21 protein-coding genes are annotated in these 22,288 nt (G+C 70.9%); 10 read left to right on the plus strand and 11 right to left on the minus strand.

Annotation, left to right across the window (positions count from 1 at the left end):
• Positions 1-70 precede the first annotated feature (70 nt).
• The 9 genes from FFT10_RS26895 to FFT10_RS26935 form a co-directional block, all read right to left on the minus strand.
• Positions 71-664, minus strand: coding sequence for a hypothetical protein (locus FFT10_RS26895; protein ID WP_137735975.1), 594 nt, complete (start codon positions 662-664; stop codon positions 71-73).
• Positions 661-1,200, minus strand: coding sequence for a hypothetical protein (locus FFT10_RS26900; RefSeq protein WP_137735976.1), 540 nt, complete (start codon positions 1,198-1,200; stop codon positions 661-663). Before FFT10_RS26900 ends, FFT10_RS26895 begins: the two co-directional genes overlap by 4 nt.
• Positions 1,197-2,531 (minus strand): hypothetical protein, encoded by a 1,335-nt coding sequence (locus FFT10_RS26905; RefSeq protein WP_137735977.1) that lies wholly within the window; start codon positions 2,529-2,531, stop codon positions 1,197-1,199. The genes FFT10_RS26900 and FFT10_RS26905 overlap by 4 nt, the downstream gene beginning before the upstream one ends.
• Positions 2,509-4,041, minus strand: a complete 1,533-nt coding sequence (locus tag FFT10_RS26910) for a GspE/PulE family protein (RefSeq protein ID WP_228027344.1) — start codon at positions 4,039-4,041, stop codon at positions 2,509-2,511. The genes FFT10_RS26905 and FFT10_RS26910 overlap by 23 nt, the downstream gene beginning before the upstream one ends.
• A complete protein-coding gene (locus FFT10_RS26915) occupies positions 4,038-5,141 on the minus strand; it encodes a type II secretion system F family protein (protein WP_137735978.1) in 1,104 nt (367 codons plus the stop codon). The genes FFT10_RS26910 and FFT10_RS26915 overlap by 4 nt, the downstream gene beginning before the upstream one ends.
• Before the next feature lie 15 nt (positions 5,142-5,156).
• Positions 5,157-5,600 carry a type II secretion system major pseudopilin GspG gene (gene gspG / locus FFT10_RS26920; protein ID WP_137735979.1) on the minus strand — a complete coding sequence of 148 codons (444 nt, stop codon included), beginning with the start codon at positions 5,598-5,600 and terminating at the stop codon, positions 5,157-5,159.
• 111 nt (positions 5,601-5,711) lie between these two features.
• Entirely contained in the window at positions 5,712-6,263 is a 552-nt protein-coding gene (locus tag FFT10_RS26925) for a DUF3455 domain-containing protein (RefSeq protein ID WP_137735980.1), read from the minus strand.
• A gap of 117 nt (positions 6,264-6,380) precedes the next feature.
• On the minus strand, positions 6,381-7,970 hold the full coding sequence (locus FFT10_RS26930) for an ABC transporter substrate-binding protein (protein ID WP_162520946.1): 1,590 nt from the start codon (positions 7,968-7,970) through the stop codon (positions 6,381-6,383).
• Between the two features lie 80 nt (positions 7,971-8,050).
• Positions 8,051-8,371 (minus strand): hypothetical protein, encoded by a 321-nt coding sequence (locus FFT10_RS26935; RefSeq protein ID WP_137735981.1) that lies wholly within the window; start codon positions 8,369-8,371, stop codon positions 8,051-8,053.
• 271 nt (positions 8,372-8,642) lie between these two features.
• Here FFT10_RS26935 and FFT10_RS26940 point away from each other — a divergent pair, with 271 nt between their 5' ends.
• The 5 genes from FFT10_RS26940 (at position 8,643) to FFT10_RS26965 (ending at position 16,093) form a co-directional block, all read left to right on the plus strand.
• Positions 8,643-11,501, plus strand: coding sequence for a 2-oxoglutarate dehydrogenase E1 component (locus FFT10_RS26940; protein WP_137735982.1), 2,859 nt, complete (start codon positions 8,643-8,645; stop codon positions 11,499-11,501).
• A gap of 117 nt (positions 11,502-11,618) precedes the next feature.
• Positions 11,619-12,893 (plus strand): 2-oxoglutarate dehydrogenase complex dihydrolipoyllysine-residue succinyltransferase, encoded by a 1,275-nt coding sequence (odhB, locus tag FFT10_RS26950; protein WP_137735984.1) that lies wholly within the window; start codon positions 11,619-11,621, stop codon positions 12,891-12,893.
• A 12-nt stretch (positions 12,894-12,905) separates the two neighbouring features.
• Positions 12,906-14,333 (plus strand): dihydrolipoyl dehydrogenase, encoded by a 1,428-nt coding sequence (lpdA, locus tag FFT10_RS26955; protein WP_137735985.1) that lies wholly within the window; start codon positions 12,906-12,908, stop codon positions 14,331-14,333.
• A gap of 75 nt (positions 14,334-14,408) precedes the next feature.
• On the plus strand, positions 14,409-15,509 hold the full coding sequence (gene zapE / locus FFT10_RS26960; protein WP_137735986.1) for a cell division protein ZapE: 1,101 nt from the start codon (positions 14,409-14,411) through the stop codon (positions 15,507-15,509).
• On the plus strand, positions 15,506-16,093 hold the full coding sequence (locus FFT10_RS26965; RefSeq protein WP_137735987.1) for a hypothetical protein: 588 nt from the start codon (positions 15,506-15,508) through the stop codon (positions 16,091-16,093). The genes zapE and FFT10_RS26965 overlap by 4 nt, the downstream gene beginning before the upstream one ends.
• Position 16,094: 1 nt before the next feature.
• Here FFT10_RS26965 and FFT10_RS26970 read toward each other — a convergent pair whose 3' ends face one another.
• Positions 16,095-16,874, minus strand: a complete 780-nt coding sequence (locus FFT10_RS26970; RefSeq protein ID WP_137735988.1) for a PP2C family protein-serine/threonine phosphatase — start codon at positions 16,872-16,874, stop codon at positions 16,095-16,097.
• Positions 16,875-16,901: 27 nt separating this feature from the next.
• Between FFT10_RS26970 and FFT10_RS26975 the strand changes: the two genes are divergently transcribed.
• The gene (locus tag FFT10_RS26975) at positions 16,902-17,123 is read left to right on the plus strand and encodes a DUF465 domain-containing protein (RefSeq protein ID WP_137735989.1); all 222 of its coding nucleotides are present in this window, start codon (positions 16,902-16,904) and stop codon (positions 17,121-17,123) included.
• Positions 17,123-19,117, plus strand: coding sequence for a DNA repair helicase YoaA (yoaA, locus tag FFT10_RS26980; RefSeq protein WP_137735990.1), 1,995 nt, complete (start codon positions 17,123-17,125; stop codon positions 19,115-19,117). The genes FFT10_RS26975 and yoaA overlap by 1 nt, the downstream gene beginning before the upstream one ends.
• On the opposite strand, the gene FFT10_RS26985 is transcribed toward yoaA, so the two are convergent.
• Positions 19,118-19,948 carry an outer membrane protein assembly factor BamD gene (locus FFT10_RS26985; RefSeq protein ID WP_373282618.1) on the minus strand — a complete coding sequence of 277 codons (831 nt, stop codon included), beginning with the start codon at positions 19,946-19,948 and terminating at the stop codon, positions 19,118-19,120.
• A 65-nt stretch (positions 19,949-20,013) separates the two neighbouring features.
• On the opposite strand from FFT10_RS26985, the gene FFT10_RS26990 reads away from it, so the two are divergent.
• From FFT10_RS26990 to FFT10_RS28950, 3 genes are all read left to right on the plus strand, one after another.
• Positions 20,014-21,045, plus strand: coding sequence for an RluA family pseudouridine synthase (locus tag FFT10_RS26990; RefSeq protein ID WP_137735991.1), 1,032 nt, complete (start codon positions 20,014-20,016; stop codon positions 21,043-21,045).
• Positions 21,046-21,377: 332 nt separating this feature from the next.
• Positions 21,378-22,082, plus strand: a complete 705-nt coding sequence (gene scpB, locus FFT10_RS26995; RefSeq protein ID WP_137735992.1) for an SMC-Scp complex subunit ScpB — start codon at positions 21,378-21,380, stop codon at positions 22,080-22,082.
• A gap of 2 nt (positions 22,083-22,084) precedes the next feature.
• Positions 22,085-22,234 carry a hypothetical protein gene (locus FFT10_RS28950; RefSeq protein WP_154694105.1) on the plus strand — a complete coding sequence of 50 codons (150 nt, stop codon included), beginning with the start codon at positions 22,085-22,087 and terminating at the stop codon, positions 22,232-22,234.
• Positions 22,235-22,288: the final 54 nt, after the last annotated feature.

Genomic DNA, 22,288 nt, shown 5'->3' on the forward strand with positions numbered 1-22,288 from the left:
GCAGGCTCCAGCGGCCGGCAGGGCGGCCTGCCGGCATGGACACGGGTGGGTGGGTGGGGCGGGGCATGGCTCAGTCTCCGGGCTGCACCGGCAGCCGGTGGCGTTGTGCACTGTCCTCGCGGAACAGCTCGACATGGGTCGGGGTGATGGACTCCAGCCGCCAGCCGCCGGCCAGGCGCTCACCCGGGCGGGCCACCAGCACCTGGCCATCGGCCTGCAGCATGGCCTGCGGCGGGCTGCCCTGCTCGCGCAGCACGCCCAGGGCCTGCCAGGGTGGCGCTGGCGGCGTGGCCGGCATGGGTGGCGCCGCGGCGGCGCTGGCTGGCGTTGCGGCGGCCGGCACGGCCACCTGGGCCGCCGGCGCCAGGGCGGGCGGCGCTGCCGGCCCGAACAGGCCGGCGGCGATGTCCTGTGGCAGCAGCTTGCGCACGGGCGCGCCGCCTGACGCGGCAACCGACACCGACCTGGCGGGCAGCCCTGTGCCATCGGCCACCGGCAGGCCTGGCGCCGCCGTTCGTGGCCGGGGCTGCGGTGGCGCCGGCGGGTCCTGCGGCGCCAGTGACCAGACCAGCGTGCCGAGCAGCAGCAACAGCAGCAGCGGCAGGCGCCAGCGCGGTGCGGCCGCGGTGGCCGCGGGCGTCGGGACGGCGTCGGCCGGGCTCACCGGGCGCCCTCCGGCGCCGGGCCGGCGCGGTAGTGCAGGCGCAACGTCAGCTGGGTGGCCAGCGGCTGCGTGGCGTCCTCGCGCTCGAAGCGCAGGCTGCGCAGGCCGGCGTGCGGCAGTTCGTTCAGCACGGCCACCAGCCAGCGGCGGGTGGACTCGTAGTCGGCGGCCATGCGCAGTTGCAGGTCGATGCGCTGCAGTGGCAGGCCGCCCGGGTCGGCCGCGCTGCTGTCGGCTTGTTCCAGGCGCAGGCCCTGGGCATCGGCCCAGCCGACCAGGCGGGCCAGGTCCGCAGTGTGCTGGGTGGCGGGCGGCAGTTGCCCCAGCAGCGCCGCCACGCGGGCAGCCGCGGGATCGGTCAGCGCCGGCCGGGGCGCCGCCGCGGCGGCCGGCGGCCGGGCCCGGGCCGTGGCCGGCCAGCCCCGCCACACCAGGGCCGCGGCCAGCAGCAGCAGGGCCAGCCCCAGCAGGCCCGGCCAGCCGAGGCCATGGCGCAACCAGGTGCGCTGTCGGCGCAGGACCGGACTGCCGCTCATGGTGCGGCCCCTACTGATGCTGCCGCGGGCTCGGACCAGCGGATCTGCAGCGCGAAGCGCACGCCCTGTGCATCGCGGCCCGGTTGCCAGCCGTCGAGCAGCAGCTGCCCGGCCGCGTGCACGGCCTCGGCGCGTTGCATCCAGGCCACCATGGCCAGGGCATCGGGGGCCCAGGCCTCGATGCGCAAGCGTCCACGCACGGGATCGGGCTCCACCGCCAGCAACTGCACGCCGCGTGGCTCCACCGCGGCCAGCGGCGCCAGCGCGGTCAGCCAGGGCGTGCGCAGTTCGGCCTGCACCTGCTGCAGCCCCGCCTGCACCGCCGGCGGCCAGGTGGCGGCGGCCGGCGGCCGTGCCGGTGCCGGGGCGGCCACCGGCAGCGCCGGTGGCGCCAGGGCGCCGCTGCCGAACAGCCCGGCCACCAGCGCCAGCGACAGCACGCCACCGGCCAGCAGGCCGGCAGCCGGGGCGCTGAGCAGCGGCGCGCCGCAGAAGTCGAGCTGGCTGGCGCTGAAGGCCTGGCGGCCGCGCCGCACCGGCACCACCGGCGCGCGGTCGGCTGACCCGGCCGCGGCCACCGCGGCATCGGCCCAGGGCCGGGGCACGTCGCAGCGGGCGGCAAAGGCCTGCACCCGCGCTTCCAGGTCGTCGGCGTGGTCCAGATCGTCCTCGCCCAGCCGCGTCCAGGCGCCGTGCTGGCGGCAGGCCAGCTGCAGATGCAGGCCGTCGCGGCGTGCCAGCAGGCCCTGGCGGCGCACCTCGGCCGCCACCAGGGCCGGAACCAGGGCCGGCCGCGCCGAGGCCAGGCGCAGCCCGGCGGCGGCCAGCAGGGCACGCAGGTGGTCGAGCAGGGTGCCGTCGATGGTGGCCGCCAGCAGGTGGCGGCCGTCGGCCTGGGGCACGACGCAGGTCTGCAGCGTGCTGGCCGGCGCCTCCAGCTGCCGGCTGAACCAGCGCTGCGCGGCCGCGGCCAGGGCGGGGCGGGTCAGCTGGTGCAGGTCGCCGCGCAGCACGCCCAGGGGCGCCAGGCCGTGGTCGAGCTGCAGGTGCACCTGGCTGCCGGTGATGGGACGTGGTGCCGCGCGCAGGGCCGCGGCCAGTGCGGCCAGCAGCCGCTGGTGCAGGAGGCCGGCGTCCGCCGCGGCGGTGGCCTGCGCCGGATCCGGCCCGGCCACCGGCTGCTGCCATTGCACCGCCTGGCGGCCCGGCCAGGGGCCCTGCCAGCGCAGTGTCAGCCGGTCTGGCGTCAGCAGCAGGTCGAGCCGGCCGCCACGCAGGCGCCGGACGGCGCCCGGCCGCTGCCGCAGGTCAGCGTGCGGCGAGGGTGACACGGTCGATCTCCTGGCGGCTGGTCAGGCCGGCGTCCACCAGCGACTCGGCGGCGGCGCGCAGGCTGCGCGCACCCTGCTGCTGCATCGCGTCGCGCAGGGCGCCCGGGGTGGCGCGGCTGGCGATCAGCGCCCGCAGCGCATCGTCGATCACCAGCGTCTCCACCACCGCGCGCCGGCCGCGGTAGCCGGTGCCGCGGCAGTGGCTGCAGCCCTCGCCGCCGCAGGCGTTGCAGAGCAGGCGCACCAGCCGCTGGGCCAGCACGCCGTTGAGCGCGGTGGCCAGGTTGTACGGGTCGATGCCCATGGTCGACAGCCGGCCGATCACGTCGACCGCGCTGTTGGCATGCACCGTGGCATGCACCTGGTGGCCGGTGAGCGCGGCCTGCAGCGCGATCTGCGCGGTCTCGGTGTCGCGGATCTCGCCGACCATGATGCGGTCGGGATCGTGGCGCAGCACCGAGCGCAGGCCGCGGGCAAAGGTCAGGCCCTTGGCCTCGTTGACCGGGATCTGCAGCACGCCGGGCAGTTCGTACTCCACCGGATCCTCGATGGTGACGGTCTTGTCCTGGCCGTGGCGCAGACCGTTGAGCAGGGCATACAGCGTGGTGGTCTTGCCGCTGCCGGTCGGACCGGTCACCAGGAACAGGCCGTAGGGCAGGCCGGCCAGGCGACGCGCCACCTCGGCGTCGCGCGGGTCCAGGCCCAGGTGCTCCACCGTCAGCGTGCCCTGGGGGCCGGTGAGCTGCTGGCGGTCGAGCACCCGCAGCACCGCATCCTCGCCGTGGATGCTGGGCATGATCGACACCCGCAGATCCACCGGCCGGCCACCCACGCGCACCTTCAGCCGGCCGTCCTGCGGCAGGCGCTGCTCGGCGATGTCCAGCGCCGCCAGCACCTTGATGCGCGAGATCGCCTGCTGCGCCGCGGCGGTGCCGGCGATGCGGCCCACCGGGGTCAGCACGCCGTCGAGCCGGAAGCGGATGGCGAGGCCCTCGGCATCGGACTCCAGGTGCAGGTCGCTGGCACGGGCTTCGAGCGCGTCGTACAGCGTGGCATTGAGCAGGCGCACCACCGGGTCGTCGGCGGCCTGCAGACCGCCGTGCGACAGGTCGAGTGGGGCATCCAGTCCGGCCGCGCCGGCGGCGGCACTGCCCAGGGCGCCGCCGTCGGTGCCGCGCTCGCGTTGCTGCAGCAGATGCAGCAGCGCGTCGGCATCGGCCAGGCGCCAGCGCACCGTGCCGGCGGGCTGCGCGCCGAGGCGGCGCCGCAGCCACAGGCGGGTGCCGTCATCGCGCGGGTCGGCCATCACCACCAGCAGGCCGCCTTCGGGCGGTCGCAGCACCACGCAGCGCCGCGTCAGCGCATCGACGAACGGCACCAGGCGGGCATCGGGTTCACCCAGTCGGCCCTGGCGCAGGGCGTCGCCATCGGCCAGCGGCCAGCCGCACTGGCGTTGCAGCGTGGCCAGGTCCGGCAGGCTGCCGGAGTCGGCGGTGCGCGGCGTGTTCACGGCTGCAGGCTGGACGAGAGTTCGAGCAGCGGCAGGTACATCAGCAGCACGACACCGCCCACACCCAGGCCGACCAGCAGCATCAGGGCCGGCTCCAGCAGCTTGATCAGACGCTGCAGCTGGCGCGCCACCCGCGCTTCCAGCAGCACGGCGATGCGGGCCAGCGTCGCCGGCAGTGCGCCGGTGCGCTGACCCACTTCCAGCAGGCGCGGCACCACCGGATCGCCCAGCAGGTCAGCCGGCAACACCTCGGCCAGGGCTTCGCCGGCCCGCAACCGGGCCAGCGCCTGGCGCATCGGCGCGCGCGCCTCGTCCAGCAGCAACGGGGCGGCCAGTTCCAGCGCCTGCACCGCAGGCACGCCGCCCTGGGTGAGGGTGCTGCAGCTGGCGAAGAAGCGGCTGGCGTGCAGCAGTCGCAGTGTCGGCCGCAGGCCCGGCAGCCGCGCCGCCACCTGCTGCAGCCGCTGGCGGCCACCCGGCCAGGCCAGCGGCAGGCTGACCGCCGCCAGCGCGGCCCCCAGCGCTGCCAGCCAGACGCTGCGGTGCTCGCCCAGGGCCACGGCCCAGCGCACCAGGCGCGCGGTCGCGCCGGACAGGCCGCTGGTGCGGCCGTCGAGCACGCTGGTGAACGAGGGCAGCACCCAGCCGAGCAGGAACACCACCACCCCCAGGCCGACCACGGTCACCAGGGCCGGGTAGATGGCGGCCGAGACCAGCTGGTTGCGCAGGGCTTCCAGCCGGCGTGCCGCGCTGGCGTAGCGGCCGAGGTTGGCCGGCAGGTCGGAGGTCTGTTCACTGGCGCGCACCAGGGCCACCAGCACATCGCCGAACAGCGGGCCCTGCTCGGCCATGGCCTGCGACAGCGTGGCGCCCTGCAGCAGGCGCTGGCGCAGGCCTTCCATGCTGGCGCGGTCGGCGGCGCGCGGCAGGCCCCGGGCCATCACCGCCAGCGCCTCGCGCAGCGGCAGGCCGGCCTGCAGCAGTTCCCCCAGATCCTCGGCGAACAGCGCCCGGTCGACCGCCGCGCCCTGCCGGGCGGCCGGTGCGCGCACCAGGCTCAGGTCGCCGGCGGCGTCGAACTCGAGACGATCGATGGCCATGCGGGTGGTCCCTGTTCACCAGGAGTGGACGTCGGCGTCCTCGCCACTGCCGCCGGCCTGGCCGTCGCGGCCCAGGCTGGACAGGTCGAAGTCGCCATGCTGGCCCGGCGCCTTGTAGACGAAGGCACGGCCCCAGGGGTCGTTCGGCACGTCCTTCTTGAGGTAGGGGCCGGCCCAGCGCGCCTCGCCGGGAGGCGCCACCATCAGCGCCTGCAGGCCCTGCTGCGTGCTGGGGTAGCGCCCGACCTGCAGCCGGTACTGGTCCAGCGCGCTGACCAGGGCCGCGACCTGCGCCCGCGCCAGCGTGCTGTTCGATTGGCCGATCTGGCTGAAGTAGCGCGGTGCCACGAAGGCGGCCAGCAGGCCGATGATGGCCATCACCACCAGCAGTTCCAGCAGGGTGAAGCCGCGGCGCGGCCAGCCGGAGGTGCCGGCGCGGCGGGGTGAGGGCGTCGTCATGGAGCGGAGATCAGGGGTGCACGGTGTGCACGCCGTCCGGTTGCACGGTCCGGCGTGGGCCGCCGCGAGGACGCTGTTCAGCGCCATCGGGGCCTGTGGCGGGCACGGCCGTCAGGCCGCCTTCCAGAAGATGTAGTCAGCCTGGTACTTGACGATCTGCTTGCTGCCCTTGCTGCCGGCATCGCAGGCCGTGGCCGGCGCGACACCACCCTGGGTGGCCACGCGCTGGATGTACGCCACGCCGTTCATGGCGCCGCTGCCGGTGGCCGGGTTGGCCTTGACCAGCTGCAGCGGAATGCTGCCGGGCGTGGCGGGCGCCACAGCCACCTGGGCGCCGGTCAGCTTGCTGCCGTCCCTGCTGGCCCAGGTGGCCGGCGGGCCGAAGTACTTGCCGACGGCCTTGCCGGCACGGTCGTTCAGCACCGCGTCGGGGCCGACGAAGACCCACTCGAACTGGCCGGCGGCGGCCGTCTTCTCGCGGCACTCGTAGGTGATCTGGCCCACGCCCACGGTCTCCATCACCACCTTGTGGCCGGCGGGCACCTGCACCGCGGCGGGCAGTGCGGACTGGGAGAAGACGGTCGGGGCGGGGCTGGTGCCGCAGGCGGAGAGCAGGGCGGCGGCGGACAGGCCGAGGAGGGCGGTGGTGCGGATCGGGGACATGGAGGGCTCCGGGAGGATGGACTGCGCCGGCTGGCGCGCTCCATCTCCCTACGCAGCCCTCCGCCGAACGGATGCAGGGCCGTGCAGGCCGTGCATCCGTCCGCCGCAGGTCGTGGATTACTTCACGTTGGTGTAGCGCGCTGCCGGCCGGTCGTCGGCACGGTGCAGCGTGGTCACGCTGGCCTTCATCGCCCAGGGCCGCAGCTGGTGGTGCAGCGGCACGTACAGGTACTCGTCCCGGGTGCGGGTCAGCGCCTCGCGGATCATCGCGTTGCGCTTGGCCACGTCGGTCTCGGTCTTCATCGCGTCGACCAGCTGGTCGACCTTGGCATCGCTGACGCGGCCGAAGTTGAAGTTGCCGTCGGCCCCGGTGGTGCGGGTGCGCACCAGCGACTGCAGGCTGTACTGCGCGTCGAAGGTGGCCACGCCCCAGCCCAGCAGGTAGGCGCTGGTGTCGAAGTTCTGCACCTTCTGGATGAAGGTGGCAAAGCCCTCGGCCGCCAGCTTGGTCTTGATGCCCACGCGCGCCCACATCGAAACCAGGTTCTGGCAGATCTCCTCGTCGTTGACGTAGCGGTTGTTCGGGCAGCTGAGCTGGAACTCGAAGCCGTTCGGGTAGCCGGCTTCGGCCAGCAGCTTCTTGGCGCGCTCGGGATCGGGCTTGATCGGTGCGTCCAGCTCGGCGGTGTGGCCGTTGACGCCCGGCGCCACCATGATCGACGCCGGCAGCGACAGGCCGCGCATCGTGGCGCGCTTGATGCCCTCGCGGTCGATGGCGATGTTCAGCGCCTCGCGCACCCGCTTGTCCTTGAACGGGTTCTTGCCCTTCACGTCGCTGTACTTCAGCTCGGCGTTGTGCTGGTCCAGCGCGATGAAGATGGTGCGCACCTCGTTGCCGTCCAGCACCTTGAGCTTGCTGTCGCCGCGCAGCCGGGCCACGTCCTGCGTCGGCAGGTCGGTCACCATGTCCACGTCGCCCGACAGCAGGGCCGCCACGCGGGTGGCGTCGGCCTTGATCGGGGTGTAGACCACCTCGGTCACGTTGCTGGCGTTGGCCTTGTCCCACCAGTCGGGGTTGGCCGCCAGGGTGATGCGCTGGTCGGGCGTCCAGCCGGTGATGCGGTAGCTGCCGGTGCCGTTGACGTTGCGCGAGGCGTAGTTCTCTTCCTTGGCCTTGTAGTCCTGGGTGTTGGCGGTCTTGTTCTTCTCCGCCCAGGTCTTGCTCATGATGAAGAAGTCGGCGATGTTGCGCAGCAGCACCGGGTTCGGGCCCGACAGGATGAAGTCGACGGTGTGGTCGTCGATCTTCTTCACCTCGCTGATGCCGGCCACGTAGATCGACATCGTGCCCTGCGGCTGCTTGATGCGGCCGAACGAGAACACCACGTCATCGGCGGTGAAGGGCGAGCCGTCGTGGAATTTCACGCCCTTGCGCAGTTCGAAGCGCACCTGGGTGGGGCTGACGTAGGTCCACTTGGTGGCCAGCGCCGGCTCGGGCTCGTACTTGCTGTTGTAGCGGGTCAGGCCCTCGTAGGCATGCTGCAGGATGGCATTGGTGGTGGCGTGGTTCTGCGAATGCGGGTCCAGCGTCAGGATGTCGTTCTGGGCGGCCCAGCGCAGGGTGGTGGCCTGCACCGGTGCCATCGCCAGGCCGGCGGCCAGCAGCGCGGCCAGGGTGGCGCTCTTCAACGCAAGCTTCAAAGTCATGGGGGAGACTCCCGAAAGTCGAAAACCCCGCATGCTAGAGGCAAGCCGCGGACGGCCGCAGAGGATGTTCCCGCAGACCCTCAGGCGCGGGTCGCTTCCGCATCGCAGTCACAGCCGGCGCCGGCGGCGATCCAGCGCCGGGCCAGCCGGCGCAGGGCCGGTCGCAGCCAGCGGGGCAGGGCGGGCCAGGCCTGTTCCGGCGCCTGCACCATCGCGCAGCGGTACAGGCCGGCGTCGCCATCCCAGCGCAGGGCGGCGCACATGCCGTGGCGCCGACCGGTCACCAGCACGCCCAGGGGGCAGGGTTGCCAGGCGCAGCAGACGCCGCAGCCGTTGCAGGGCGCACCCACGGCCGGCTTGGCCGGCGCGGTGGCCTGCAGATAGATCACGGGATGCGGCATGAAGCCCCGAGTCTGGCCGCCAAAGCCCGGTTGTTGTCAGCCAAACAGAAGCCTGGCGGGTGTCTAATCTGCCCGCAGAGCCGCAAAACAACAGTGCTACAGTCCGGCTCGCGAAGTAAATCAGGTCCTTTCGTGCCCCTTGCTGAGCGACATCGCAGTCGTTCGAGACAGACAGCAAGGCGGGTCGCAATCCGCCAACCGGTTGAGCCGGGCCGCGGAAGGTTTTCAACCCATCCGTGCCCTGGAAACCGGGGCAAAAGGTGAGCGAACGATGATGCAGCAACACAGGTCCAACTCGTACCTGTTCGGTGGCAATGCCCCGTATGTCGAAGAGCTTTACGAAGCCTACCTCGACAACCCCGGCAGCGTGCCCGACAACTGGCGCACCTATTTCGACAACTTGCAGAACGTGCCGGCCACCGATGGTTCGGAAGCACGTGATGTCGCCCACGCCCCGGTGGTGGAGAGCTTCGCCCAGCGCGCCAAGGCCAATGCCTTCGCCCTGAAGGCCAGCTCGGCCGACCTGGCGGTGGCGCGCAAGCAGGTGCATGTGCAGTCGCTGATCGCCGCCTACCGCTTCCTGGGCAGCCGCTGGGCCGACCTCGATCCGCTCAAGCGCACCGAGCGCCCCAAGATCCCCGAGCTGGAGCCGGCGTTCTACGACCTGAGCGAGTCCGACATGGACATCACGTTCAGCGCGGCGAACACCTACTTCAGCAAGTCCGAGAACATGAGCCTGCGCGAGATCGTGCAGGCCCTGCGTGAAACCTACTGCGGCACCATCGGCGCGGAGTTCATGCACTGCACCGACCCGGCCGAGAAGCGCTGGTGGCAGGAGCGGCTGGAATCCACCCGCAGCAAGCCCAGCTTCGGCACCGACCAGAAGAAGCACATCCTCGACCGGCTGACCGCCGCCGAAGGCCTGGAGCGCTATCTCCACACCAAGTACGTCGGCCAGAAGCGCTTCAGCCTAGAAGGCGGCGAGAGCTTCATCGCCAGCATGGACGAGGTGGTGCAGCGCGCCGGCACCCACGGCGTGCAGGAGATGGTGATCGGCATGGCCCACCGCGGCCGGCTGAACGTGCTGGTCAACACCCTGGGCAAGATGCCCAAGGACCTGTTCGCCGAGTTCGACCACACCGCCCCCGAGAATTTGCCCTCGGGCGACGTGAAGTACCACCAGGGCTTCAGCTCCGACATCTCCACCCCCGGCGGGGCGGTGCACCTGAGCCTGGCCTTCAACCCCAGCCATCTGGAGATCGTCAACCCGGTGGTCGAGGGCTCGGTCAAGGCGCGGATGGACCGCCGTGGCGACAAGACCGGCGCCCAGGTGCTGCCGGTGCTGGTGCATGGCGACGCCGCCTTCGCCGGCCAGGGCGTGGTGATGGAGACGCTGGCGCTGGCGCAGACCCGCGGCTACTACACCGGCGGCACGCTGCACATCGTCATCAACAACCAGATCGGCTTCACCACCAGCGACCCGCGCGACTCGCGCTCGACGCTGTACTGCAGCGACGTGGTCAAGATGATCGAGGCGCCGGTGCTGCACGTGAACGGCGACGACCCCGAGGCCGTGGTGCTGTGCACCCAGCTTGCACTGGACTACCGCCAGCAGTTCAAGAAGGACGTGGTCGTCGACATCATCTGCTTCCGCAAGCTGGGCCACAACGAGCAGGACACGCCCAGCCTGACCCAGCCGCTGATGTACAAGGTGATCGGCAAGCATCCCGGCACCCGCAAGCTGTACGGCGACAAGCTGGTGGCGCAGAACGTGCTGCCCGAGGGCGGCCCCGAGGAGATGGTCAAGCAGCTGCGCGCCGCCTTCGACGAAGGCCGCCACACCATGGACCCGGTGCTGACCAACTTCAAGAGCAAATACGCCGTCGACTGGGCGCCCTTCCTCGGCAAGAAGTGGACGGACGCCGCCGACACCGCGCTGCCGCTGGCCGAGATCAAGCGCCTGGCCGAGCGCATCACCACGGTGCCGGCCAACTTCAAGGTGCACCCGCTGGTCGAGAAGGTGCTGGCCGACCGCGCCGCCATGGGCCGCGGCGAGATCAACGTGGACTGGGGCATGGGCGAGACCATGGCCTATGCCTCGCTGGTGGCCAGCGGCTATGCGGTGCGCCTGTCGGGCGAGGACTGCGGCCGTGGGACCTTCGTGCACCGCCATGCGGTGCTGCACGACCAGAACCGCGAGAAGTGGGACGTCGGCACCTACGTGCCGCTGGAGCACATCGCCGACAGCCAGGCGCCGTTCACCGTCATCGACTCCATCCTGTCGGAAGAGGCGGTGCTGGGCTTCGAGTACGGCTATGCCAGCGCCGAGCCCAACACGCTGACCATCTGGGAAGCCCAGTTCGGCGACTTCGTCAACGGCGCGCAGGTGGTGATCGACCAGTTCATCGCCAGTGGCGAGGTGAAGTGGGGCCGCGCCAATGGCCTGGTGATGATGCTGCCGCATGGCTATGAAGGCCAGGGCCCGGAGCACAGCTCGGCACGCCTGGAGCGCTTCATGCAGCTGGCGGCCGACAACAACATGCAGATCGTGCAGCCCACGTCGGCCAGCCAGATCTTCCACCTGCTTCGCCGGCAGATGGTGCGCATGTTCCGCAAGCCGCTGGTCATCATGACGCCCAAGAGCCTGCTGCGGAACAAGGACGCCACCTCGCCGCTGAGCGACTTCACCAAGGGCAGCTTCCAGACCGTGATCCCGGAGCAGAACGCCGAGATCGTGGCCGACAAGGTCAAGCGCATCATCGCCTGCTCGGGCAAGGTGTACTACGACCTGGTCAAGAAGCGCGAGGAGAAGAAGGCCTCCGACGTGGCCATCATCCGCGTCGAGCAGCTGTACCCGTTCCCGCACAAGGCGTTTGCCACCGAGGTCAAGAAGTACCCCAACGCCACCGAGGTGGTGTGGTGCCAGGACGAGCCGCAGAACCAGGGTGCCTGGTTCTTCGTGCAGCACTACATCCACGAGAACATGCAGGACGGCCAGAAGCTCGGCTACGCCGGGCGCCCGGCCTCGGCCAGTCCGGCCGTGGGTTATGCCCACCTGCACCAGGACCAGCAGAAGGCGCTGCTGGACCAGGCCTACGGCAAGCTCAAGGGCTTCATCCTCACGAAGTAAGCCCACCGCCGAAGGCGCTGAAGCGCCTCCCCCTCGAGGGGGCCACGCCAGCGGCCCGGCAGAGCCGGTTCCGCGGCGTGCGCTTGGTGGTCTGCATCACATTCCGAGAATCACATCATGGCAATCGTAGAAGTCAAGGTCCCGCAGCTGTCTGAATCCGTGGCCGAAGCCACCCTGCTGCAGTGGAAGAAGAAGCCCGGCGACGCCGTGGCCATCGACGAAATCATCATCGAGGTCGAGACCGACAAGGTCGTGCTGGAAGTGCCGGCGCCGGCCGCCGGCGTGCTGGCGCAGATCGTCTGCGACGACGGCGCCACCGTGGTCAGCGACCAGGTCATCGCCCGCATCGACACCGACGGCAAGACGGCGGTGAGCCCGCTGGAAGTCAAGGCCGTGGCGAGCGATGCAGCCGTGGCCGCCGCGGCACCGGCAGCTGCAGCTGCTGACATCGCCGGCAGCAAGGCCGGCGTGGCCATGCCTGCCGCCGCCAAGCTGATGGCCGACAACCAGTTGGCCGCCGGCAGCGTGGCCGGCACCGGCAAGGACGGCCGCGTCACCAAGGGTGATGTGCTGGCCGCGGTGGCCGCTGGCGCCGCCGCACCCGCCCCGGCGCCCAAGGCGGCTGCCCCGGCACCCGCCGCCGCCAAGCCGCTGCCCGCCGTGGCCGCGCCGATGGCGATGAACCTGGGCGAGCGCCCCGAGCAGCGCGTGCCGATGAGCCGCCTGCGCGCCCGCATCGCCGAGCGCCTGGTGCAGAGCCAGTCCACCAACGCCATCCTCACCACCTTCAACGAGGTCAACATGGCCCCGTTGATGGAGATGCGCAAGAAGTTCCAGGAGAAGTTCGAGAAGGAGCACGGCGTCAAGCTCGGCTTCATGAGCTTCTTTGTCAAGGCCGCGGTGGCCGCCCTCAAGAAGTACCCGGTGCTCAATGCCAGCGTCGACGGCAACGACATCGTCTACCACGGCTATTTCGACATCGGCATCGCCGTGGGCTCGCCCCGCGGTCTGGTGGTGCCGGTGATCCGCAATGCCGACCAGATGAGCTTTGCCGACATCGAGAAGAAGATCGCCGAGTTCGGCCAGAAGGCCAAGGACGGCAAGCTCGGCATCGAGGAGCTGACCGGCGGCACCTTCTCCATCAGCAACGGCGGCACCTTCGGCTCGATGCTGTCCACGCCCATCATCAACCCGCCGCAGTCGGCCATCCTGGGCGTGCACGCCACCAAGGACCGCGCGGTGGTGGAGAACGGCCAGGTGGTGGTGCGCCCCATCAACTACCTGGCGATGAGCTACGACCACCGCATCATCGACGGCCGCGAGGCCGTGCTGGGCCTGGTGACGATGAAGGACGCGCTGGAAGACCCGGCCCGCCTCCTGTTCGACATCTGACCGGAGCCCCCGATGAGCAAGCAATTCGACGTCGTCGTCATCGGCGGCGGCCCTGGCGGCTACATCGCCGCCATCCGTGCGGCCCAGCTCGGCTTCCAGGTCGCCTGCATCGACGAGTGGCAGAACGCCAAGGGCGGCCCCGCCCCGGGTGGCACCTGCACCAACGTGGGCTGCATCCCCAGCAAGGCCCTGCTGCAGAGCAGCGAACACTTCGAGCACGCCGGCCACCACTTTGCCGACCACGGCATCGGGCTGTCCAACCTCAGCATCGACGTCGCCAAGATGCTGGGCCGCAAGGACACCGTGGTCAAGCAGAACAACGACGGCATCCTCTACCTGTTCAAGAAGAACAAGGTCAGCTTCTTCCATGGCCGCGGCGCCTTTGCCAAGGCGGCTGATGGTGGCTATGAGATCGCCGTGACCGGCCCCACGACCGACACCCTGGTCGGCAAGCACGTGATCGTGGCCACCGGCTCCAACGCCCGGGCGCTGCCCGGTGCGGCCTTCGACGAGGACAAGGTGCTGTCCAACGATGGCGCACTGCGCATCGGCGCCGTGCCCAAGACCCTGGGCGTGATCGGCTCGGGCGTGATCGGCCTGGAGATGGGCTCGGTCTGGCGCCGCCTGGGTGCCGAGGTCACCGTGCTGGAAGCCATGCCCGGTTTCCTGGCAGCGGTGGACGAGGGCGTGGCGAAAGAGGCGCTCAAGGCCTTCACCAAGCAGGGCCTGAAGTTCGAGTTCGGCGTCAAGATCAGCGATGTCAAGGTCGGCAAGAAGGGCGTGGCCGTCAGCTATGCTAATGCCAAGGGCGAGGCGGTGAAGCTGGAGGTGGAGAAGCTCATCGTCTCCATCGGCCGCGTGCCCAACACCACCGGCTTGAATGCCGAGGCGGTGGGCCTGAAGCTCGACGAGCGCGGCGCCATCGTGGTCGATGCCGACTGCAGGACCAACCTGCCGAATGTGTGGGCGGTGGGCGACGTGGTGCGCGGGCCGATGCTGGCCCACAAGGCCGAAGAAGAAGGCGTGGCGGTGGCCGAGCGCATTGCCGGCCAGCACGGCCATGTCAACTTCAACACCATCCCCTGGGTCATCTACACCAGCCCCGAGATCGCCTGGGTCGGCCGCACCGAGCAGCAGCTGAAGGCCGACGGCGTGGCCTACAAGGCCGGCCAGTTCCCGTTCATGGCCAACGGCCGGGCGCGGGCGCTGGGCGACACCACCGGCTTCGTCAAGTTCCTGGCCGATGCCAAGACGGATGAAATCCTGGGTGTGCACATCGTCGGCCCGTTCGCCAGCGAACTGATCGCCGAGGCCGTGGTGGCGATGGAGTTCAAGGCCAGTGCCGAAGACATCGCCCGCATCTGCCATGCGCATCCGTCGCTGAGCGAAGCCACCAAGGAAGCCGCGCTGGCGGTGGACAAGCGCACCCTCAACTTCTGACGCCTTTTCGCCTGAGCGACGGCATCCCCCGAGCGGGCCAGTGATACTGGCCCGTTCTGCTTTCTGGCACTCCGCATGACCTCCGTCACCGACCTGTACCAGCAGACCCTGCGCGAGCGCGGTTTCACCGCCGACCCCGCCCAGCTGCGTGCCGTGGCCTCGCTGCAGCGCTGCCAGGATGAGTGGGCGGCCTACAAGGCGCGGCGCGGCAATGCCATCACCAAGATGCTGGTGAAGCCGCCGATCCCGCGCGGCGTGTACATGCACGGCGGCGTGGGCCGCGGCAAGAGCTTCCTGATGGACTGCTTCTTCCAGGCCGTGCCGCTGCAGCGCAAGACCCGGCTGCACTTCCATGAGTTCATGCGCGAGGTGCACCGTGAACTGCAGGAACTCAAGGGCACGGTCAACCCGCTCGACGAGCTGGGCAAGCGCATCGCGCGCAAGTTCCGGCTGATCTGCTTCGACGAATTCCATGTCGCCGACGTCACCGACGCGATGATCCTGCACCGGCTGCTGGATGCGCTGTTCGCCAACCGGGTGTCGATCGTCACCACCAGCAACTTCGAGCCCGATGCGCTGTACCCCAACGGCCTGCACCGCGACCGCATCCTGCCGGCCATCGACCTGCTGAAGAACCAGCTGGAAGTCATCAACGTCGACAACGGCACCGACTACCGCCGCCGCACGCTGGAGCAGGCCCAGCTGTACCACGTGCCCCTGGGCCCGGCGGCCGATGCGGCGCTGGAGACCACCTTCAACCATCTGGCCGAGGCGCGCGACGAAAGCCCGCTGCTGCACATCGAGCACCGCGAGCTGAAGGCGGTGCGCCGCGCCGGCGGCGTGGTGTGGTTCGACTTCCGCACCCTGTGCGGCGGCCCGCGTTCGCAGAACGATTACCTCGAGCTGGCCCAGCAGTTCCACACCGTCATCCTGGCCAACGTGCCGCAGATGCCGCCCAAGTTCGCCAGCGAGGCGCGACGCTTCACCCTGCTGGTCGATGTGCTGTACGACCGCCGCGTCAAGCTGGTGATCTCGGCCGCGGTGCCGGCCGAGCAGCTCTACACCGAAGGCCCGCTGGCGCACGAGTTTCCACGCACCGTCTCGCGGCTGCAGGAGATGCAATCGGCCGACTACCTGGCGCTGGAACGGCGCGAGGTCGACACCCGCATCACATGATCCGCCTGGCCGCCCCTGCGCTGCTGCTGGCCCTGCTGTGCCGGGCCGCCGTGGCTGCGCCCGAGGGCGATGCCGCCGAGCGGGCCCGCATCGCCGCCGAGCGGCAGGCGGTGGACGCCCGCTTCGAGGCCGCCCGGCGCGATTGCGAGGCGCGCTTCGTCGTCAACAACTGCCTGGAAGCCGCCCGCCAGGCGCGCCGCGAGGCGCTGGAGCCGCTGCAGCGGCAGACCCATCTGCTCGATGACGCCCGCCGCCGCGAGCGGGCGGTGGAACGGCTGCGGGCCATCCAGGCCCGGGAGTCGGCGGCGGCCGCCATGCCGGCACTGCAGGGCGCCAGCGCACCGGCGGCGCCCGCGTCCAGCGCCGCTGCACCGCGGCCGCCGCTGCGCCGCGCGGTGCGGCCGGCGCCATCGGCCTCGGCGGCCGACCAGGCCGCCCGCCAGCGCCAGGCCCAGCACCAGCAGCGCCTGCAGGAGGCGCAGGCCCATCAAGAGGCCGTGCAGGCCCGCAACGCCCGTCGAGATGCCCAGCGCAAGCCCGCGGAGGGGCTGCCCGTGCCGGTGCCGGGTGCACCGGCGCCTTGAGTCAGGCGATCAGCTCGACCTTCACCATCGCCAGCGACAGGTTGTCGCCATGGCCGTTGGCGCGCTGGCGGGCGCGGGTCACCATCATGTCGGTGGCGTCGCGCGGCGCGAAGCTGTTGACATACATGCCCAGCTCGCGCGGGGTGAAGTAGTGCCACAGGCCATCGCTGCAGCACATCAGCGTGTCGCCGGGCAGCAGGGCGTCGATGTGGTGCAGCGACACCGGCGGGTCGGCCTGGGTGCCCAGGCAGCCGGTCAGCAGGTTGCTCTGCGGATGGGTGTTGGCGCCTTCCTCGGTGAGCTTGCCCTCGTCGATCAGCCGCTGAACATAGGAATCGTCCATCGTGCGGTTCACCAGGTCGGCACCGCGGAAGTGGTACACGCGTGAATCGCCCGCATGCACCACCACGCAGCCCAGGCCCGGGCCCAGCAGGAAGGCGGCCACCGTGCTGTGGGGTTCTTCCTCGGCGGTGATGGCCGTCAGCTTGATCATCAGGTGCGCTTCCAGCACCAGCTGGCGCAGCAGCTCGTCGGCGCTGTCCTTGCTGGGCACATGGCGATCGAACAGCTGGCGTGCAGTGAGCACCACCTGGTCGGCCGCCTTGCGGCCACCGCTCTTGCCGCCCATGCCATCGGCCAGCACGGCCAGCAGGCAATCTTTGGCACGGGCATGCCGCAGGATCTGCACCTGGTCCTGCTGGTAGGGCCGGTCGCCCTTGTGCAGGGCGGTGGCCGCCAGCAGGCGGTAGGCCAGGGGGGGCTGCGGGGGCAGGGCGCTCATGGGCGGCACTATAAACTCCGGCCACCCATGGACATCGAGCCCTCTGCCGACATCAACCTGCGCTCGCCCCAGCGCGCACTGATCGAGCTGCGGATGGCGCATGCCGACCTCGACAGCCTGATCGACCGCGCCGCCGGCCAGTCGCCCGCCGACGATCTGGTGCTGCGCCGGCTGAAGAAGCGCCGCCTGCTGCTGCGCGACCAGATTGCCCGCCTCGAAGCGGATCTCGACCCCCCGGAACCCGCTTGATGCCACCTGACGTGGAGGCTGGTGACCTGGCGCGCGCCACCCGCGATGCGCTGGGCCCGCAGGGCGCACTGGCCCAGGCCGATCCGCAGTTCGTCGAGCGTGACGTGCAGCAGCAGCTGGCCGCCGCGGTGGCCGATGCGGTGGATTCGCATGCCACCCTGGTGGCCGAGGCCGGCACCGGCGTGGGCAAGACCTTCGCCTACCTGGTGCCCTTGCTGCTGTCGGGCCGCCGTGCCCTGGTGTCCACCGCCACCAAGAGCCTGCAGGACCAGCTCTTCCTGCGCGATCTGCCGCGCCTGCGCGATGCCCTGCGCGTGCCGGTGCGCATCGCGCTGCTCAAGGGCCGCAGCAGCTACCTGTGCCTGCACCGGCTGCAGCAGGCCCGCGAGACCGGCACGCTGCCCGACCGCTTTGCGGTGCGTGCGCTGGCCCGCATCGAGACCTGGGCGCCGGGCACCCGCACCGGTGACCTGGCCGAGATCGACGGCCTGGACGAGCGCAGCCCGGTGATCCCGCTGGTCACCTCCACCCGCGACAACTGCCTGGGCCAGGAGTGCCCGGAGTTCGTCAACTGCCACGTGGTCAAGGCCCGGCGCGAGGCCATGGCCGCCGACCTGGTGGTGGTCAACCACCACCTGTTCTTCGCCGACCTGTCGCTGCGCGACAGCGGCGTGGCCGAGCTGCTGCCCACGGTGGAGGCGGCGGTGTTCGACGAGGCCCACCAGCTGGTCGAGACCGGCCTGCAGTTCCTGGGCACGCTGCTGTCGACCAACCAGGTGATCGACTTCGGCCGCGACCTGCTGGCCGCCGGCCTGAGCCATGCCCGCGGCCAGGTGGATTGGCAGCAGGTGGCCGGCGGCCTGGACCGGGCTGCCCGCGAGCTGCGCCTGGCCTGCGCCGGCCCGCTGCGCGACATCAAGGGGATCCTGAAGCTGCGCTGGGACGAACGCAGCCGCGATGCCGCCTTCAGCGACGCGCTGACCGGCCTGGCCACCGCCGCCGATGCCGCCCGCGATGCCGCCCGCCTGGTGGAGGCCACGGCGCCCGACTTCACCCGCCTGGTCGAGCGTGGCGAGCGCATCGCCAGGCTGGCGCATGCCTTTGCCATGCCCGCCGCGCCCGACCGGGTGCGCTGGATCGACCTGGGTTCGCGCGATGCCCGGCTGGTCGACAGCCCGCTGCACATCCGCGACCTGTTCACCGAGCAGCGCGCGTTGGCGCCGCGGGCCTGGATCTTCACCTCGGCCACGCTGGGCAGCGATGACGACCTGAGCTGGTTCACCGAATCCGCCGCCCTGGAAGACGCCCGCAAGCTGCGCGTGGGCAGCCCGTTCGACTATCCGGCCCATGCCCGCACCTGGGTGCCGCCACGCTTTCCCAAGCCCAACGAGGCCAGCCACCCCGCGGCGGTGGGTGCGCTGGCCGCCAGGCTGGCCGGCCGGCTGGGCGGGCGCACCTTCGTGCTGACCACCACGCTGCGGGTGCTGCCGGTGATCGCCGAGGCGCTGACCGAAGCCGCCGCCGCCGCCGGCACGCCGCTGGTGGTGCTGGTGCAGGGCACGCACCCCAAGCGCAGCCTGCTGCAGCGCTTCCTGGACACGCCGAACAGCGTATTGGTCGGCTCGGCCAGCTTCTGGGAGGGCATCGACGTGCCCGGCGCGGCGCTGCAGTGCGTGGTGATCGACAAGCTGCCGTTTCCACCGCCGCATGATCCGCTGGTGCAGGCCCGCAGCAAGGAGCTGGAGTCGCGGGGCCGAGACCCGTTCAACGACTACTACCTGTCCGAAGCCGCGATCGCGCTGAAGCAGGGCGCCGGCCGGCTGATCCGCAGCGAGACCGACCTGGGCCTGCTGGTCATCACCGACCCGCGCCTGCGCCAGATGCCTTACGGGCGCAAGCTGCGCGCGGCCCTGCCGCCGATGGGCACGCTGGACACCGAGGCCGATGCCCTGGCCTGGCTGGACAGCATCGCGGCGGTCAACGCCGCGTCGTGATCACCAGAACTGCCACCAGGCCCGTTCGGGCACGCGCACGCCGTTCTTGATGTAGCGGGTGTTCGGGAAGTTCTTGGTCAGCACCCGTTCGGCGTCGACGCGCAGCTGCTCCAGGCCCAGCTTGTCGTAGCTGGCGGCCATGATGTACAGCGCCTCTTCCACCGCCGGCGTCTGCGGATACTCGCGCACCGCCAGCTGGGCCCGGTTGGCCGCAGCCACGAAGGCCTGGCGCTGGTAGTAGTAGCGCGCCACGTGCAGTTCGTACTCGGCCAGCGAATTGACGATGTAGCCCATGCGGGCGCGCGCGTCGTCGCTGTACTTCGATTCGGGGAAGGCCTGCACCAGCTGTTCGAAGGCCTGGTAGGAATCCCGCGAGGCCTGCTGGTCCCGCTCCGACAGGTCCTGCCGCGAGACGCCGCTGAGGAAGCCCATGGTCTCGTTGAAGTTGACCACGCCCTTCAGGTACAGCGCATAGTCCAGCGCCGGGCTGGAGGGGTGCAGCTTGATGAAGCGGTCCAGCGTGGTGATGGCTTCCACCCGCTCGTTCAGGCGCCACTTGGCGTAGGCCAGGTCCAGCATGGCCTGCTGGGCCAGCAGGGTGCCGGCTGCCCGGCCTTCCACCTTCTCCAGCTGCTTGACGGCCTGGTCGTAGCTGCCGGACGACAGGTCGTCCTTCGCGTCTGCATACAATTTCTCGACGCTGCCGCGGTCGTCGTCCTTCTTGGTGCTGCTGCACCCGCCCAGCACGGCCAGGGCCAGCAGCGTGGCAGCCAGGCCCGTCATGCGCCAGCGCCCGCCGGCTGGCGGCTTCATTCCCTTGAACAGGTTCATCGGTGTCGGCAGCCGCGTTGCGGCCGGCGTCCTTCCAGGGCAGATATGCAAAGCGTGCGATTCTAATGGCGCCCCCCAGCGGGCCCCCGGCCGTGCCCGGTACCGATGCCGATGTCCTGGCCGATGAACTGCCCGGCGACGATCCGGCACCAGACGCCACGGCGGACGCCGAGCTGCGCCAGGCCGCCGTCCGCTCCGATCAGCATGGCCTGCGCCTGGACAAGGCGCTGGTCGGCCTGGCGCCGGAGTTCTCGCGCAGCTGGCTGCAGCAGCTGATCGACCGCGGCCATGTGCAGGTCGACGGCCAGGTGCAGACCACCGCGGCGCGCAAGCTGCGCGCTGGCCAGCAGCTGCAGGTGGCCCTGGTGCCCACCGCCGAGAGCCTGGCCTTCCGCCCCGAGCCCATGGCGATCGCCGTGGTGTACGAGGACGCCCACCTGCTGGTGGTCGACAAGCCGGTGGGCCTGGTGGTGCATCCGGCGCCCGGCCACTGGCAGGGCACCCTGCTCAACGGCCTGCTGGCCCACCACCCTGGCGCGGCGGCGCTGCCGCGCGCCGGCATCGTGCACCGGCTTGACAAGGACACCAGCGGCCTGATGGTGGTGGCCAAGACCCTGCCGGCGATGACGGCCCTGGTGCGGCTGATCGCCGCGCGCGACGTCAAGCGGGTCTATCTGGCGCTGGCGCATGGCCACATCCGCTGGGACAGCGATCGCATCGACGCCCCCATCGGCCGTGATCCGGTCTCGCGCCTGCGCATGGCGGTGGTGGCCACCGGCAAGCCGGCGCAGACCGATGTCGAGCGCCTGGCCTGGTGGAGCGGCGCCGACGGCGATGGCCGCCAGGGTGCGTCGGCGCTGCGCTGCCGGCTGCACACCGGCCGCACCCACCAGATCCGGGTGCACCTGGCCTCCCGGGGGCATCCGCTGGTGGCCGATGGTCTGTACGGCGGCCGGCCGCTGCTGGGCCTGGCGCGGCAGGCCTTGCATGCGGCCGAACTGGCCTTTGCCCACCCGGCCGACGGCCGGCCGATGGCCTTTGCCGCACCCCTGCCGGCCGATCTGGCGCAGGCCTGGGCCACGGTGGTCCCGGGCTGAGCGATTCGCGGGCTACAATGTGTCTCCAAGTTGGGGATGCATGGCGACGCGGGTCTACACCGCGCCAGCATCCGCTCCGATCCCGCACCCTCCCCACAAGCGGGGCCGTCACCCGGCCCGGCCTGCCTGTCAGCCCAGGCGCGCAGAAACTGCCGCCGGCTCCCAGGGTGCAACAGCCCGCGCCGGGTTTGATCCGGCAACCGATGTTTTCCCGAGTGCAGCCGTTCGACCGAGCGCCTGGCCGGCACCCGACCGGTGCCTCACCCGAGTGATCACGCCACAGACTCTATCCCCCGCCGCTGCCTGCAGCGGCCTGCGATGAACAGAGGTTCATGAACACCGACGAGGCCAAGCGCGTCCTCGAGACCGCGCTGATCTGTGCCCAGCAGCCGCTGCCGTTGCGCGACATGCGCAGCCTGTTCGACGACCAGGTCGGCCCCGACACCCTGCGCAGCCTGCTCGACGAGCTGGTGCGCGACTGGGACAGCCGCGGCGTCGAGCTGGTGGCACTGGCCTCGGGCTGGCGCTTCCAAAGCCGGCCCGAGATGCGGGTCTACCTCGACCGGCTGCACCCCGAGAAGCCCCCGCGCTACTCCCGTGCAGCGATGGAGACGCTGGCCATCATTGCCTACCGCCAGCCGGTCACCCGCGGCGACATCGAGGACATCCGTGGCGTCACCGTGAGCAGCCAGATCATCAAGCAGCTCGAAGACCGCGGCTGGATCGACGCCATCGGCTACCGCGAGGCGCCCGGCCGGCCGGCGCTGTATGCCACCACCCGCCAGTTCCTCGACGACCTGGGCCTGCACAGCCTGGACCAGCTGCCGGTGCTGGACGGCCCGCCCACCGCGGCGGTGTTCGACCCCGGCTCCGCCAGCGGCCAGCCGTCGCTGCTGGACGACGGCGCACCCCAGGCGGCCCTGCCGCTCGATCTTCCCCCGGCTGCCGATGACACCCCGGCCGCCCTTGCGTTTGATGTTTCCCCTGCGGCCCCTGCGCCCCAGGCCGATGGCTCCTTCCCCGCAGCACCTGCATGACCATGCCTGATTCCGATCCGCCCCTGTCCGACCTGCCGGGCGCCGCGGCGCCTGCCGACACCGACGCCGCCGCCAAGCCACGCCGCAAGCGCGTGGCCAAGGTGGCCGACGCCGCGCCGGCCGAGGCAGCAGATCGGAAGAGCAACGTCTGAACTCCAGTCACAGTCAACAATCTCGTATGCCGTCTTCTGCTTGAAAAAAAAAAA

It is taken from the genome of Pseudaquabacterium pictum, from assembly GCF_005403045.1.
In the GTDB taxonomy this organism is placed as follows: Bacteria; Pseudomonadota; Gammaproteobacteria; order Burkholderiales; family Burkholderiaceae_C; genus Pseudaquabacterium; species Pseudaquabacterium pictum.

Bases quoted from the DNA above. Each gene is read 5' to 3' on its own strand.
- FFT10_RS26900 (WP_137735976.1), bottom strand. From the start codon at position 1,200: ATGAGCGGCAGTCCGGTCCTGCGCCGACAGCGCACCTGGTTGCGCCAT.
- FFT10_RS26915 (WP_137735978.1), bottom strand. From the start codon at position 5,141: ATGGCCATCGATCGTCTCGAGTTCGACGCCGCCGGCGACCTGAGCCTG.
- gspG (WP_137735979.1), bottom strand. From the start codon at position 5,600: ATGACGACGCCCTCACCCCGCCGCGCCGGCACCTCCGGCTGGCCGCGC.
- FFT10_RS26925 (WP_137735980.1), bottom strand. From the start codon at position 6,263: ATGTCCCCGATCCGCACCACCGCCCTCCTCGGCCTGTCCGCCGCCGCC.
- FFT10_RS26930 (WP_162520946.1), bottom strand. From the start codon at position 7,970: ATGACTTTGAAGCTTGCGTTGAAGAGCGCCACCCTGGCCGCGCTGCTG.
- FFT10_RS26935 (WP_137735981.1), bottom strand. From the start codon at position 8,371: ATGCCGCATCCCGTGATCTATCTGCAGGCCACCGCGCCGGCCAAGCCG.
- FFT10_RS26940 (WP_137735982.1), top strand. From the start codon at position 8,643: ATGATGCAGCAACACAGGTCCAACTCGTACCTGTTCGGTGGCAATGCC.
- odhB (WP_137735984.1), top strand. From the start codon at position 11,619: ATGGCAATCGTAGAAGTCAAGGTCCCGCAGCTGTCTGAATCCGTGGCC.
- lpdA (WP_137735985.1), top strand. From the start codon at position 12,906: ATGAGCAAGCAATTCGACGTCGTCGTCATCGGCGGCGGCCCTGGCGGC.
- zapE (WP_137735986.1), top strand. From the start codon at position 14,409: ATGACCTCCGTCACCGACCTGTACCAGCAGACCCTGCGCGAGCGCGGT.
- FFT10_RS26965 (WP_137735987.1), top strand. From the start codon at position 15,506: ATGATCCGCCTGGCCGCCCCTGCGCTGCTGCTGGCCCTGCTGTGCCGG.
- FFT10_RS26970 (WP_137735988.1), bottom strand. From the start codon at position 16,874: ATGAGCGCCCTGCCCCCGCAGCCCCCCCTGGCCTACCGCCTGCTGGCG.
- FFT10_RS26975 (WP_137735989.1), top strand. From the start codon at position 16,902: ATGGACATCGAGCCCTCTGCCGACATCAACCTGCGCTCGCCCCAGCGC.
- yoaA (WP_137735990.1), top strand. From the start codon at position 17,123: ATGCCACCTGACGTGGAGGCTGGTGACCTGGCGCGCGCCACCCGCGAT.
- FFT10_RS26985 (WP_373282618.1), bottom strand. From the start codon at position 19,948: ATGAACCTGTTCAAGGGAATGAAGCCGCCAGCCGGCGGGCGCTGGCGC.
- FFT10_RS26990 (WP_137735991.1), top strand. From the start codon at position 20,014: ATGGCGCCCCCCAGCGGGCCCCCGGCCGTGCCCGGTACCGATGCCGAT.
- scpB (WP_137735992.1), top strand. From the start codon at position 21,378: ATGAACACCGACGAGGCCAAGCGCGTCCTCGAGACCGCGCTGATCTGT.
- FFT10_RS28950 (WP_154694105.1), top strand. From the start codon at position 22,085: ATGCCTGATTCCGATCCGCCCCTGTCCGACCTGCCGGGCGCCGCGGCG.